Annotated in this window: 14 protein-coding genes; 12 read left to right on the forward strand and 2 right to left on the reverse strand. The window is 63.1% G+C overall.

Annotation, left to right across the window (positions count from 1 at the left end):
• The first annotated feature begins 44 nt into the window (after positions 1-44).
• The 12 genes from PQQ53_RS17500 (at position 45) to nagZ (ending at position 12,009) form a co-directional block, all read left to right on the forward strand.
• Positions 45-665, forward strand: a complete 621-nt coding sequence (locus PQQ53_RS17500) for a sigma-E factor negative regulatory protein (RefSeq protein ID WP_408155150.1) — start codon at positions 45-47, stop codon at positions 663-665.
• A 4-nt stretch (positions 666-669) separates the two neighbouring features.
• Positions 670-1,713: a MucB/RseB family sigma factor regulatory protein gene (locus PQQ53_RS17505; RefSeq protein ID WP_408325162.1), complete on the forward strand. Its 1,044-nt coding sequence runs from the start codon at positions 670-672 to the stop codon at positions 1,711-1,713.
• Between the two features lie 35 nt (positions 1,714-1,748).
• Positions 1,749-3,269: a DegQ family serine endoprotease gene (locus tag PQQ53_RS17510; RefSeq protein WP_408147098.1), complete on the forward strand. Its 1,521-nt coding sequence runs from the start codon at positions 1,749-1,751 to the stop codon at positions 3,267-3,269.
• Positions 3,269-3,532 (forward strand): glutaredoxin family protein, encoded by a 264-nt coding sequence (locus PQQ53_RS17515; RefSeq protein WP_408147170.1) that lies wholly within the window; start codon positions 3,269-3,271, stop codon positions 3,530-3,532. Before PQQ53_RS17510 ends, PQQ53_RS17515 begins: the two co-directional genes overlap by 1 nt.
• 202 nt (positions 3,533-3,734) lie before the next feature.
• Positions 3,735-5,528: a translation elongation factor 4 gene (lepA, locus tag PQQ53_RS17520; protein ID WP_408155146.1), complete on the forward strand. Its 1,794-nt coding sequence runs from the start codon at positions 3,735-3,737 to the stop codon at positions 5,526-5,528.
• An 18-nt stretch (positions 5,529-5,546) separates the two neighbouring features.
• Positions 5,547-6,440 (forward strand): signal peptidase I, encoded by an 894-nt coding sequence (gene lepB / locus PQQ53_RS17525; protein WP_168665157.1) that lies wholly within the window; start codon positions 5,547-5,549, stop codon positions 6,438-6,440.
• A gap of 175 nt (positions 6,441-6,615) precedes the next feature.
• Complete coding sequence (gene rnc, locus PQQ53_RS17530; protein WP_408147103.1) at positions 6,616-7,818, forward strand: ribonuclease III; 1,203 nt, start codon at positions 6,616-6,618, stop codon at positions 7,816-7,818.
• 54 nt (positions 7,819-7,872) lie between these two features.
• The gene (gene era / locus PQQ53_RS17535; RefSeq protein ID WP_408147105.1) at positions 7,873-8,772 is read left to right on the forward strand and encodes a GTPase Era; all 900 of its coding nucleotides are present in this window, start codon (positions 7,873-7,875) and stop codon (positions 8,770-8,772) included.
• Positions 8,759-9,664 carry a DNA repair protein RecO gene (recO, locus tag PQQ53_RS17540; RefSeq protein ID WP_408325069.1) on the forward strand — a complete coding sequence of 302 codons (906 nt, stop codon included), beginning with the start codon at positions 8,759-8,761 and terminating at the stop codon, positions 9,662-9,664. Before era ends, recO begins: the two co-directional genes overlap by 14 nt.
• Entirely contained in the window at positions 9,661-10,425 is a 765-nt protein-coding gene (gene pdxJ / locus PQQ53_RS17545; protein WP_408147109.1) for a pyridoxine 5'-phosphate synthase, read from the forward strand. The genes recO and pdxJ overlap by 4 nt, the downstream gene beginning before the upstream one ends.
• Positions 10,426-10,448: 23 nt before the next feature.
• Positions 10,449-10,910, forward strand: coding sequence for a holo-ACP synthase (acpS, locus tag PQQ53_RS17550; RefSeq protein WP_408147111.1), 462 nt, complete (start codon positions 10,449-10,451; stop codon positions 10,908-10,910).
• A 70-nt stretch (positions 10,911-10,980) separates the two neighbouring features.
• Positions 10,981-12,009: a beta-N-acetylhexosaminidase gene (gene nagZ, locus PQQ53_RS17555; RefSeq protein ID WP_408325071.1), complete on the forward strand. Its 1,029-nt coding sequence runs from the start codon at positions 10,981-10,983 to the stop codon at positions 12,007-12,009.
• 114 nt (positions 12,010-12,123) lie between these two features.
• On the opposite strand, the gene PQQ53_RS17560 is transcribed toward nagZ, so the two are convergent.
• Together PQQ53_RS17560 and PQQ53_RS17565 are read right to left on the reverse strand one after the other, a co-directional pair.
• Positions 12,124-13,500: a sigma-54-dependent transcriptional regulator gene (locus PQQ53_RS17560; RefSeq protein WP_408325073.1), complete on the reverse strand. Its 1,377-nt coding sequence runs from the start codon at positions 13,498-13,500 to the stop codon at positions 12,124-12,126.
• A gap of 385 nt (positions 13,501-13,885) precedes the next feature.
• Complete coding sequence (locus PQQ53_RS17565; protein ID WP_062127806.1) at positions 13,886-14,092, reverse strand: CsbD family protein; 207 nt, start codon at positions 14,090-14,092, stop codon at positions 13,886-13,888.
• Positions 14,093-14,201: the final 109 nt, after the last annotated feature.

The following is a 14,201-nucleotide window of genomic DNA, read 5'->3' on the forward strand; positions in this document are numbered from 1 at the left end:
GATTAGTGGTGTCACTACGGGGTATTTGTAAGATGGGGAGCATCATGGGGTCAGTCTCGATGCAATCGCAAGCCAGCTCGCGCGGCGAGCGTCTGTCCGCTTTTGTCGACGGTGAGCTGTTCGGCGAAGAGCATCTGAATCTGGACAAGTTTCTTTCCGGGCTGGACGGTGAAGACCGTGCGGCTTGGTCGAGCTATCACCTGATCGGCGACGCGCTGCGTTCCGACGATCTGGCGATCAGCCCAGCAACCAGCAGCGCGTTCCTGAACGGTTTCTCCGCGCGCTTCGACAACGAGCCGCACGTGCTTGCGCCTGCTGCCATGCCGGTCGCGCGTCGTCTGCTGGCGCTGCGCCGCCGTGTCGTGCCGGCCTTTGCCGTGGCGGCCGCTGCCGCTACGCTGACGTGGATCGTCGTGCCGCAACTGCAGGGCGTGCCGGGCGGTCCGGGCGCGCAACTCGCATCGGTTCATGGCGATTCGGTGCAGCGCGTGGCGATGGTGCCGGTGCCGGCGGCGGCTCAGCCGATCGCGCAGGACGCGAACATCATCCGTGACGCGAGTCTCGATCAATATCTGGAAGCTCACCAGCAATTCGCGCAACAACCGGTTATGACGGGCTCGATGCCGGTGATTCGCGCTGCCTCAGTCTCTACGCAAGGCCAATAGTTTGATGCAGACTCTGCGGTTGAATAAAACGACTATCTGGGGGCGGCTGCCGGCATTTCTGTTCTGCGCAGCCGTATTGTTGTCCGCCACACCGCGGGTCTTTGCACAAACCGCCGATCCGCTCGTCGTCCGTCGCACGGCTGCGGATCTGCTCGATCGCATCCATCAGGCCGCTCAGCAGCAGAACTACGAAGGCGCGTTCGTCTATCAGCGCGGCAATTTCGTGCAGACTTCGCGTATCGCGCATTACTCGACCCATTCTGACGGCGAATTCGAGCAACTCGAAAGTCTCGACGGCAAGCCGCGCAAAATGCTGCGCCATAACGACGACCTCTACACGTTCGTGCCGGAGCGGCGTTTGCTGGTGGTCGAGAAGCGTCAGAACAAGGACTCGTTCCCGGCATTGCTTGCGGTGAGCGGTGAACAGGTTCTGTCCGTCTATGAGCCGAAGCTGCTCGGAGACGACCGCGTCGCGGGCGTCGACAGCCAGGTGATCGAACTCGATCCGAAAGACGCGTATCGCTTTGCTTACAAGCTGTGGGCCGACAAGAAGACCGGCCTGCTGTTGCGCGCGCAGACGCTCGACCCGAACGGCCAGGTGCTCGAGCAACTGTCGTTTTCCCAGATTCGCATCGGTGTGCCAGTCGACAAGGCCGGCATCGTCAACGGAATTCGTAATACGGCGGGGTGGACCGTGGTGCGTCCGCCGGTCGAACGCGTCGACATGGCCGCGCAAGGCTGGCAGATCGCGCCGACCGTGCCGGGCTTCCGGATGATTCGTCAGTTGCGCCGCCCAATGGCTGCGCGCGAAGCGGGTCAGCCGACCATTCCGGTGGACCAGGCCGTGTTCTCCGACGGCCTCGCGGCCATTTCAGTGTTCATCGAACCGGTCGAGAACAACACGCGCAAGGAAGGCTCGGGCAACAGCGGCGCCACGCACGTGCTCGTCAAGCGCCGGGGTGACTTCTGGATTACTCTGCTTGGTGAAGTGCCCCAGACCACATTGCAGCAATTCGCCGCTGCCATAGAATACAAATCTCCGAAGTAACCCTCCGAATCCTGAATCCCTCGGCTTGCTACGATATGACGACTTTCTCGGTGCGCAAATTCCTCGCGGCCGCGGTGGTAGCGGCGTGTTTGCCGCTCGTACCGCAAACGGCGTCGGCGGTTCCTGCCGCCAATCTGCCTGATTTCACTGATCTGGTCGACAAGGTCGGCCCGGCGGTCGTCAACATCCGCACGACCACGCGCGTGTCGAACAGCGGTCCCCGCAGCGGCCTGCCCCCGGGTATGGACGATGGCGACATGTCGGAATTTTTCCGCCGTTTCTTCGGCATTCCGTTGCCACAGTCGCCACAGTCCCCTCAGTCCCCCGGTTCGCCGCGTGGCGGCGACAACGGCAGTGGCAGCGGCGGCAGTCAGGACACGCCGGATAGCAATGATCCGGAACAGAACAGCGGCGTCGGCTCGGGCTTCATCCTGTCGGCCGACGGCTACGTGATGACTAACGCCCACGTCGTCGACGATGCGGACACCATCTACGTCACGCTGACGGACAAACGCGAATTCAAGGCGAAGCTGATCGGTGTCGACGACCGCACCGACGTCGCCGTCGTGAAGATCAGCGCCGCCAATCTGCCGACTATTACCATCGGCGACTCGAACAAGGTGCGTGTGGGCGAGTGGGTGGTCGCGATCGGCTCGCCGTTCGGTCTCGAGAATACGGTGACGGCCGGCATTGTCAGCGCGAAGGGGCGCGACACGGGCGACTATCTGCCGTTCATCCAGACCGACGTGGCCGTCAATCCCGGCAACTCGGGCGGTCCGCTGATCAACATGCAAGGCGAAGTGATCGGCATCAACTCGCAGATCTATAGCCGCACCGGCGGATTCATGGGCATCTCGTTCGCGATTCCGATCGACGAGGCGATGCGCGTGGCCGATCAGCTGAAGAGTTCGGGCAAGGTGGTGCGCGGCCGTATCGCGGTGGCGATCGGCGAAGTCACCAAAGACGTCGCCGATTCGCTCGGTCTGCCCAAGGCGCAGGGCGCACTGGTCAGCAGCGTCGAGCCGGGCGGCCCGGCGGATAAGGCCGGCGTGCAGCCGGGCGACATCATCCTGAAGTTCAACGGTCATTCGGTCGACACGGCAACGGACCTGCCGCGTATGGTCGGCGAAACGAAGCCGGGCACCAGGTCGACGATCACGATCTGGCGTAAGGGGCAAACACGCGATTTGCCGGTCACGATTGCCGAGATGCAGCCGGACAAGACCGCGAAGGCGGATCAGAAGAAGCCGCAGCCGCCGAAGCAGCGCGCGACGAATGCGTTGGGTCTGGCCGTCAGCGACATCCCGGCTGATCAGTTGAAGGCGCTGAAGCTGCAGAATGGCGTGCAGATCGACGCAGTGGACGGCCCGGCGACCCGCGTCGGCCTGCAGAAGGGCGACATCGTTCTGCGGGTGGGCGATACGGACATTACGAGCGCGAAGCAGTTCGACGAACTGAGTGCGCATCTCGATTCGACGAAGATGGTCGCGCTGCTGGTTCGTCGTGGCGAGAACACGCAGTTCGTGCCGATCCGTCCGCGAAGCGCGCAGAAATGATGAGCCAGGCGGCGCCGCTCACGCTCTACGGGCGGGCGTGGTGCCACCTCTGCGACGATATGCGCGCCGCGCTCGAGCCGTTGCTGGCCGAATTCGGCGCGCAGGTCGAGGTGGTGGACGTCGATAGCGATCCGGTGCTGGAAGCCCGTTACAACGAACGGGTGCCGGTTCTGGTCTGCGACGGCGTCGAGTTGTGTCACTATCACCTCGATGCAGCGCGGGTTCGCGCCGCACTGGCCTTGCGTGTCGTCACGACCCGCTGAAGCTGCTCCCGAGTTCTCAGGCGATGCGCCGACCCGCATCGTTCTCATCAGATTTCACGCTTCTCCTGAGCCGTCTTTTCCCGGGCTTCGCAAGATGCGCCGGGCGATAGCCTTTTCGGCTAAAATAGATAGGTTTTTCACCTACTTACAAGGCGTGCTCCGCTATTGTCCGAGCGCGCCTTTTTCGCTTGATCGGCACTGAATGGATCATATTCGTAACTTCTCGATCATTGCGCACATCGACCATGGCAAGTCGACGCTCGCCGATCGCATCATCCAGATCTGCGGCGGCCTGTCCGACCGCGAGATGGAATCCCAGGTGCTCGACTCGATGGATCTCGAGCGCGAGCGCGGCATCACCATCAAGGCACAAACCGCCGCATTGACGTATCGTGCCCGCGACGGGCAGGTCTACAACCTGAACATGATCGACACGCCGGGCCACGTCGACTTCTCGTACGAAGTCAGCCGCTCGCTGTCCGCATGCGAAGGCGCGCTGCTGGTCGTCGACGCGAGCCAGGGCGTGGAGGCGCAAACCGTCGCCAACTGCTATACGGCGATCGAACTCGGCGTCGACGTGATTCCGGTGCTCAACAAGATCGACCTGCCGGCGGCCAACCCCGAAAACGCAATCGCCGAAATCGAAGACGTGATCGGCATCGACGCCACCGACGCCACGCGTTGCAGCGCGAAGACCGGCCTCGGCGTCGAAGACGTGCTCGAAGCGCTGGTCGCGAAAGTGCCGCCGCCGAAGGGCGATCCGGAAGCGCCGCTGCAGGCGCTGATCATCGACTCGTGGTTCGACAACTACGTCGGCGTCGTGATGCTGGTGCGTATCGTCAACGGCACGCTGCGTCCGAAAGACAAGATCCGCATGATGGCGACCGGCGCGCAGTATCCGGTCGAGCACGTCGGCGTGTTCACGCCGAAGTCGAAGAATCTCGAGTCGTTGTCGGCGGGGCAGGTGGGCTTCATCATCGCAGGCATCAAGGAACTGGCCGCCGCGAAGGTGGGCGACACCGTCACGCTGGTGAACCGTCCGGCTTCCGAACCGCTGCCCGGCTTCAAGGAAGTGAAGCCGCAGGTGTTCGCCGGTCTCTATCCGGTCGAAGCGAACCAGTACGACGCGCTGCGTGACTCGCTTGAAAAGCTGAAGCTCAACGACGCTTCGCTGCAATACGAGCCAGAAGTGTCGCAGGCGCTCGGTTTCGGCTTCCGTTGCGGCTTCCTCGGTTTGCTGCACATGGAGATCGTGCAGGAACGTCTCGAGCGCGAGTTCGACATGGACCTGATCACCACGGCGCCGACCGTGGTGTACGAAGTGCTGCAACGCGACGGCACGATCATCATGGTCGAGAATCCGGCCAAGATGCCGGAGCCGTCGAAAATCGAAGAAGTGCGAGAGCCGATCGTCACCGTGAATCTGTACATGCCGCAAGACTACGTCGGCTCGGTGATCACGCTGTGCACGCAAAAGCGCGGCACGCAGATCAACATGCAGTACCACGGCCGCCAGGTGCAATTGACGTACGAAATCCCGATGGGCGAAGTCGTGCTCGATTTCTTCGATCGCCTGAAGTCGATCTCGCGCGGCTACGCGTCGATGGATTACGAGTTCAAGGAATACCGCGCATCCGACGTCGTGAAGGTCGACATGCTGATCAACGGCGACAAGGTGGATGCGCTGTCGGTCATCGTGCACCGTTCGCAAAGCCAGTATCGCGGCCGCGAAGTGGCGGCAAAAATGCGCGAGCTGATTCCGCGCCAGATGTACGACGTGGCGATCCAGGCGACGATCGGCTCGAACATCATCGCGCGTGAAAACATTAAAGCGTTGCGTAAGAACGTGCTGGCAAAATGCTACGGCGGTGACATTTCGCGTAAGAAGAAGCTGCTCGAAAAGCAGAAGGCAGGCAAGAAGCGAATGAAGCAGGTGGGCTCGGTCGAGATTCCGCAAGAGGCTTTCCTCGCGATCCTGCGTGTCGAAGACAAATAAGTTGAATAACGGAACGCTATGAATTTTGCGCTGATTCTTTTTGTGCTCGTCATTTTGACGGGTGTCGCATGGGTCGCGGACAAACTGGTTTTTCTGCCGAAACGGCGCCGCGCGGCGCAAGCCGCGGTCGCTGAGTTCGACAGTCAGCAAGCACGCATCGGCGAGCGTTTCGCCGACGAAAACGCAGCACAAACGCGTGCACGTCTGCGTGACGACAAGCTGCGTCAGCCGTGGTGGCTCGAGTATTCGGCGAGCTTCTTTCCGGTGATTCTGGTGGTGTTCGTCGTGCGCTCGTTCGTGGTCGAGCCGTTCAAGATTCCGTCGGGTTCGATGGTGCCGACGCTGCTGGTGGGGGACTTCATCCTCGTCAATAAGTTCGAATACGGCATCCGTCTGCCGATCACCAATACGCAGGTCACCCAGGGCAATCCGCTCACGCGTGGCGACGTAGTGGTGTTCCGTTATCCGAAAGACGAATCAGTCGACTACATCAAGCGCGTGATCGGTTTGCCGGGCGACGTGGTCGAGTATCAGGACAAGAAGCTCACGGTCAATGGCAAGCCGGTGCCCGAAACGCCGTTGCCCGATTATCTCGACGAAGAGCGCCTCGGCTACGCGAAGCAATTCGAAGAAGATCTCGACGGCCGCAAGAACGCCGTGCTGAATAATCCGGCCGTGCCGCCGTTCATCGTCGGCGCCGAAGATTTTCCTTATCGCGACAACTGCACGTACAACGCACGCGGCGTGATTTGCAAAGTGCCGCCGGGCAATTACTTCATGATGGGCGACAACCGCGATAACAGTGCGGACAGCCGTTATTGGGGTTTTGTGCCGAACCAGAATATCGTCGGCCGCGCATTTTTTATCTGGATGAACTTCAGCGATTTGAAACGCATCGGCTCATTCCACTGAGTTCTTTTGCGTCGATCGCACGACACGCCGCGCTGATGACCGGCATATCGGTCACATCACTCGCGGCGTGTTATCACGCCACTTTAAGAACCCGCGGTAACGTCACTTCACCACGCTTTTTCCGCTGGCCGCCCCGCGTTTTCGCCGGGTCAGGCGCCCGCGTTATACTCTGCCCATGCCCCTATCTCCGTTGGAAAGCCGACTGCGCTACGAATTTCGCAATGCGGAATTGTTGCGCCAGGCTTTAACGCACCGTAGTCATAGTTCCACGCATAACGAACGGCTCGAGTTTCTCGGCGACTCCGTTCTGAATTGCGCGGTGGCTGCGCTTTTGTTCCAACGTTTCGGCAAACTGGACGAGGGCGATCTGTCGCGCGTTCGCGCCAATCTGGTGAAGCAGCAGTCGCTTTACGAAATCGCTCAGGCGCTCAATATTTCGGAAGGCTTACGGCTCGGTGAAGGCGAGTTGCGCAGCGGCGGCTTCCGCCGGCCGTCGATTCTCGCCGACACGCTGGAAGCGGTGCTGGGCGCGGTGTTCCTCGACGGCGGCTTCGACGCCGCGCAGACGGTCATCAAGCGGCTCTACGTGCCGATTCTCGATCACATCGACCCGCGCACGCTCGGCAAGGACGCGAAGACGCTGTTGCAGGAGTATCTGCAGGGCCACAAGATCGCGCTGCCGACCTACACGGTCGTCGCTACGCATGGTGCGGCGCACAATCAGCAATTCGAAGTCGAATGCACAGTGCCGAAGCTGGACGTGAAAGTGTCCGGCTCAGGCGCGAGCCGCCGTGCGGCGGAGCAGGCGGCCGCCAAGAAAGCGCTCGACGAAGTGATGGCGGCGGCACCCGCGGTCGTCGCCAAGCCCAAGCGCTCGAAAGGCGCGCGCGCAGCAAAAAACGTCGAGCCGGAGATCGTGCCGGGCGTGACGGGTGTCCAGACTGCGCTGGATTTGCGCAGTCCGGAGCGTAAAGGCGAGCGCGGCGCCGCACGAGGCGAGCCGCGCGCGGCTGCCGCAGTGGATTCCGCTGCCGAAAAGCCCGCTGCCGAACGATCCATACTGACCGCCACCGGCGCGCCGCTCGCCGTTATTCGCGCCGCGCACGTCGAATACAGCGGGCAAGACAAAGCCGAGCGCGCCGAGAAGGGCGAGAAATCGGACAAGGCGAGCACGCACTCGAACGAGAAAGTCGCCGACAAGCCGGCCGACGGCAAAACCGATACCGCCTCCGCTCGCCACACAGACCGGCAACGCGGTCGCGAAGCCACACCTGGTACTGCCGCCGTATCCGCGCCAGGCGCGCAGGCGGCACCCACCGAACACGAACCCGGCGTAGCCGACGCGGTGCAAACGCGCGTCGCCGACGCGGGCCATTGATTGCCCTCGGCGCGCCGCTTGCGCGTGCCGCTCTGAACCTGCCGTAGCCCGAATATGAACGCTCCCACTCCCACTGGTTTTCGCTGCGGCATGGTCGCGATCGTCGGCCGCCCTAACGTCGGCAAGTCCACGCTGATGAACGCGCTGGTCGGCCAGAAAGTCAGTATTACGTCGCGCAAGGCGCAGACCACGCGCCATCGCATCACCGGCATTCACACGCTCGAAGACGCGCAGTACATCTTCGTCGACACGCCGGGTTTTCAGACCAAGCACAGCGGCGCGCTGAACCGTTCGCTCAATCGCGCGGTCACGTCCACGCTGACCTCGGTCGACGCTATCCTGTTCGTGATCGAAGCCGGCCGTTTCGGCGCGGATGATCAGAAGGTGCTCGATCTGATCCCGCCGTCGGTGCCCACGCTGCTGATCGCGAACAAGCTCGACCGCGTCGCGGATAAAGATTCGCTGTTTCCGTTCATGCAGCAGGTCAGCGCATTGCGTCAGTTCAGCGAGATCGTGCCGCTGTCGGCCAAGCATCCCGACGACATCAAGCGTCTGATGGCGACCGTCAAGCCGTTCCTGCCGGAAGGCGCGCCGATTTACGGCGAAGACGACCTGACCGATCGCAGCGAGCGCTTCCTCGCCGCGGAGATCCTGCGTGAAAAAGTGTTCCGCTGGACCGGCGACGAACTGCCGTACACGAGTACCGTGCTGATCGACAAGTTCGAAACCGAAGGCCGCCTGCGCCGCATTTTCGCGACCATCATGGTCGACCGTGACATGCACAAGGCGATGATCATCGGCCAGAAGGGCGCGAAGCTGAAGCAGATCAGCACCGAAGCGCGTCTCGACATGGAAAAGCTGTTCGACGGCCCGGTCTATCTGGAAACCTTCATCAAGGTGAAGAGCGGCTGGGCCGACAACGAAGCCGGACTTCGCGCGTATGGGTACGAATGACGCGTGGATGACGCTGAATTCCGACGCAGCGCCGGATGAGCCGCAACCGGCCGCGCCGGCGCGCGAGCCGTCGAAACCGGCGCGCAGTAGCGCCAAAAAATCTTCCAGCAAAAGCGCCGAGGGCGCCGAAGGCGAGCCGCGCAAAACGCCGACCCGCGCGCCACGCACGTCCGTTTCCCAATACCGGATCGCGGAGCAGCCTGCTTTCGTTTTGCATAGTTATCCGTATCGCGAAACCAGTCTGATCATCGACGTGTTGTCGCGCGATCACGGCCGGCTCGCGCTCGTCGCGAAGGGCGCGAAGCGTCCGCACTCCGCGTTGCGCGGCGTGTTGCAGACTTTCCAGCCGCTTGCCCTGTCGTGGTCGGGCAAGTCCGAAGTGCGCACGCTGACCGGCGCCGAGTGGGTCGGCGGCATGCTGCCGTTGACCGGCGACGCGTTGCTCTGCGGCTTCTACGTCAACGAGCTGCTGGTCAAATTCTGTGCGCGCGAAGACCCGCATCCCCAACTGTTCCATCACTACGTCGTCACGATGACGCGTCTCGCGCACGACGAGCCGCCCGTGCAGGTGCTGCGCTCGTTCGAACGCGTGCTGCTGCGCGAGACCGGTTACGCGATGTCACTCGATCGCACCGTCGCGCGTAAAGCCGTGCTGCCCAAGGGGCGCTACGTGTTCGATCCGGAGCGCGGCGTGCGCGAAGCGTCCGACGACTGGCCCGCGCAATGGCCGGTCATCGCCGGACAGACCTTGCTCGATATGGAACAGGACGATTACCATCGAGCGCAGACCGTGGCGCAAAGCAAAACGCTGATGCGCTTCCTGCTCAACACCTACCTTGGCGGCACGCCGCTCGCGACGCGCCAGATCCTGATCGACTTGCAGAACTTATGAGCTTCTTTCTTACGTCGCCGACTGTGATTGACCTGGGCGTGAACATCGATCACGTCGCCACGCTGCGCAATGCGCGCGGCACGTCCTACCCCGATCCGATCCGCGCGGCGCTGATGGCCGAGGAGGCAGGCGCGGATGTGATCACGCTGCATCTGCGCGAAGACCGCCGGCATATCGTCGACGCCGACGTACGCAAGCTGCGTCCGCTGCTGAAGACGCGCATGAATCTCGAATGCGCGGTCACCCAGGAGATGCTCGACATTGCCTGCGAAGTACAGCCGCATGACGTGTGTCTCGTGCCGGAAAAGCGCGCGGAGCTGACGACCGAAGGCGGCCTCGACGTCGCCGGGCAGTTCGAAGCGGTGCGTGCCGCCTGCAAACAACTCGCCGAAGCGAACTCGCGCGTATCGCTCTTCATCGATCCGGACGAAACGCAGATTCGCGCCGCGCATGAAGCGGGCGCGCCGGTGATCGAACTGCACACGGGCCGTTACGCGGAAGCGCACGACCCCGCCGAACAGCAGCGCGAATACGAGCGTGTGGTGCGTGCGGTCGAATTCGGCATGACGCTCGGCATCAAGGTCAACGCGGGCCACGGCTTGCACTACACCAACGTGCAGCAGATCGCGGCGATCGACGGAATCGTCGAGTTGAACATCGGCCATGCGATCGTCGCGCACGCGATCTTCGCCGGCTGGGACAACGCGGTGCGCGAGATGAAGGCGATCATGGTCGCTGCGCGTCTCGGCGCGCGCGGCTGATGCGGCCCGGGGCGGACTCGCACATGACGATCTATGGCATCGGCACCGACATCGTTCAGGTCAGCCGCATAGCCGCGGTGATGACGCGCACCGGCGGTCGCTTCGCGGAGAAGGTGCTCGGCCCGGACGAACTGCGCGTGTATCACGCGCGCCAGGCTCGTTCGGCGGCGCGTGGTCTCGCGTTTCTCGCCACGCGGTTCTCGGCGAAAGAAGCCTTCTCGAAAGCGATCGGCCTCGGCATGCACTGGCCGATGACCTGGCGCGCGTTGCAAACGCTCAACAAGCCAAGTGGCGAACCGATGGTGGTGGCGTCCGGCGAACTGGCCGATTGGCTCGACGCACGCGGCATCACGGCGCGCGTCACGATCAGCGACGAGCGCGATTACGCGGTGTCGTTCGTGATCGCGGAAACGACGCAGACGGGCGGGGCGCATGCTTCGGATGCACCGACCGGGACGCCACCCACGCCGTCCGCCGCCCGATAAAAATACGCTGAGCGCGGGCCACCGTCGGCCGCGTCTTTCCTTGCCCAATGCTTCCTTCTCGCGGAATTCGATGAAAACCACTCCCGGACCGGTGATGCTCGACGTGGTCGGCAAAACGCTGAACGACGACGACAAGCGCCGCCTTGCCCATCCGATGACCGGCGGCGTGATCCTGTTCGCGCGCCACTACGAGAGCCGCGCGCAACTGATGGCGCTGACCGACGCGATCCGCGCGGTCCGCCAGGATCTGCTGATCGCCGTCGATCACGAAGGCGGCCGCGTGCAGCGCTTTCGCACCGACGGCTTCACGGTGCTGCCGGCGATGGGCAAGCTCGGCGCGCTGTGGGACAGCGACGTGCTGCACGCTACCAAGGTGACGACCGCGGTCGGCTATATCCTCGCCGCGGAGTTGCGCGCGTGCGGCATCGACATGAGTTTTACGCCGGTGCTCGATCTGAACTACGGGCAATCACAAGTGATCGGCGACCGCTCGTTCCATCGCGATCCGCGCGTGGTGGCCTTGCTCGCGAAAAGTCTGAACCACGGCCTCGCACTGGCCGGCATGAGCAATTGCGGCAAGCACTTTCCGGGGCATGGTTTTGCGCACGCGGACTCGCACGTCGCGATGCCCGTCGATGATCGCCCGCTCGACGAGATCCTGCGCGACGACGTGGCGCCGTATGACTGGCTCGGTTTGTCGTTGGGATCGGTGCTGCCCGCGCATGTGGTCTATCCGCAGGTCGATGCGAAGCCGGCCGGTTTTTCCCGCGTCTGGCTGCAGGACATTCTGCGCAAGAAGCTGCGCTTCGAAGGCGCGATTTTCAGCGACGACCTGTCGATGGAGGCCGCGCGCCAAGGCGGCACGCTGACCGAGGGCGCGAGCGCCGCGCTCCACGCCGGTTGCGACATGGTGCTGATCTGCAATCAGCCGGAGGAAGCGGAGAAGGTGCTCGATGCGCTGCGTTTCACGCCGTCGAAGGAATCGCGGCGGCGTCTGAAGCGCATGAGGCCGCGCGGCAAGGCGCTGACGTGGAGCAAGCTGGTTGCCGAGCCGCCATATCTGCAAGCGCAGGCGTTGCTTCGTAGCGCGTTCGCCTAGGTTGTCGAAGCTGCGCGAATTTTGCCGGCCGATCGACGAAAAAACGGCGCCTTTGATTTTTGATCAAGGCGCCGTTTCTTATCGGCTTCCGTCAGCCCAGAGCGGTTGTCGAACTCAGTTCAAGCGCATGCGCTGCAGCTTGTTGTACAGCGTCTTCGGACTGATGCCGAGCAGCGACGCCGCACGATGACGCGTCCCGCCGACCGCGTCGAGCGTCGCGCGAATCAGCATTTCCTCGACGTCCGCGAGCGGCGTGCCGACGGTGACCTGCACGCGGCTGCCATTCAGATCGCGGCCGTTCACTGAGCCCTCGTCGGCGCGCAACGACTCCAGTACTTCACCTGACGCGTGATACGCACGCCGCACCCGGTCCTGCAATTCGCGCACGTTGCCCGGCCATTCGTACGCGAGACACTCGCGCAGGAAATTCGGTCCGATCTGCTTGGCGACCTCGGTCGTGCCGCGTGCGGCCGCTTCGAGATTCAACTCGTCGACCACCGCCTGAGCGATCAGCGACGGGTCGTCGCCGCGCTCGCGCAGCGGCGGCAGGATCACCGCGGCGGCTTCGAGGCGCAACGCGAGCTCCTGGAGCAGAGTACCGTCTGCCACCGCCGCGCGCGGCGGCTTGCGCGTCGAGGCGATCAGCCGGAAGTCGGTCGCGACCTGATTGGTGCCGCCGACGCGCATGAAAGTCTGTGAATCGAGCGCGCGCAGCAACGCTTCCTGTTGCGCGCGCGGCAATTCCGCGATTTCGTCGATGAACAGCGTGCCGCCGCTCGCCTGCTCGAACAGGCCCGGCTCGCGCTGCTCGGCTACGCCGAATGCGCCGCGTTCGTGACCGAACAGCAGGCTGTCGAGCGAGCGATGCACGCCGCCACCCGCGCCGCGCACATCCAGCGTGACGAACGGACCTTTGCGGCGCCGGCTCATGTCATGCAGCGTGCGCGCCGCGACCTGCTTGCCGGTGCCGGTTTCGCCGCAAATCAGCACGGCCGCTTCGGTGGGCGCGATATGTTCGATCGTGTCGTACACGTGCTGAATCTCGCCGCTGCGGCCGAGCATCGAGCCGAACCTGCCGAGCTGGCGCAGCGACGCGCGCAAGGTCTGTACTTCCTCGGTCAGTTCATAGGGACGCGGAATGCGCGCGAGCAGGCTGCGCAAGCGCGGAATATTGACCGGCTTGAGCAGGTAGTCCCAGATGCCGTGCCGCAGACCTTCGATCGCGCTCTCGACCGTCGCATTGCCGGTCATCACGATCACCGGCAATGCGCCGCCGGGCGGATGCGCGGGCAAATGCTGCAGCAGGTCGAGACCGCTGCCGTCCGGCAGATTCAGGTCGACCAGCACGACGTCGGGAATGAAGCGCGTCAGCGCCGCCCGGGCCTCGGCGATGGTCGTCGCGGTGTCGACAGAGAAGCCGTCGGCGGCGAGGATAGCGGACAGGCCTGACAGGCTATTGGGATCGTCTTCAACAATCAGGGCGTGTGGCATGGCGAGCGCAATTTTTTGGGATGGATGGGATACCCGCTGTGTTGCGCCGCTGCTTCGATTGGCGCGCGATAGGGGAGCGACAGCTGGCCGGGACGAGGGGTCGGATGCCGATGCAGGTCGTTCGAGGCTGGCACACGTTGCCAGCGCCGGTCGGCCGCGCTCATGCTGCTCGCGCACCAGCCCTGGCGGGCAACCAGTCGGGCGGCTGCCATGGGCATAAGCGGTGTGAGCGCGGTTCCCCGCATGCAGGGCATTCCTGCATCTGGCCGGGCGCGGCAGGCAACGATTCGACTCACGAAGTTCTGGTCCTTTGACTTATCACGGCGACGCCCGTCCTGCGCCAACTGCCGCAGGCGAGGCGTCTGTAGTTCTTTCATCTGGTCTGTCAGAAATCCCGGTTGCTATCGAAAAACCGGCGAACTTCCAGTTCCGCCTGTTCGCGGGTTTTACCGTAGCGTTCCTGGATCAGACCGGCGAGCTTGTCGGCGCGCCCTTCGGCCTTCGTCAATTCGTCGTCCGTCAATTCGCCCCATGCCGTCTTCGCCTTGCCGACCATCTGTTTCCACTTGCCTTCAGCAATGTCGTTATTCATGGTGCTCTCCCGAGTTGAGAAAAATAAGCCGTACTGGCATGCCCTCGTAACAAGCAGGGACTGTGCCACGAACATTTACTTAAATTTATCAATGATTTGCCCGCTGACG

Source organism: Paraburkholderia strydomiana (assembly GCF_046030495.1).
Classification (GTDB): domain Bacteria; phylum Pseudomonadota; class Gammaproteobacteria; order Burkholderiales; family Burkholderiaceae; genus Paraburkholderia; species Paraburkholderia strydomiana_A.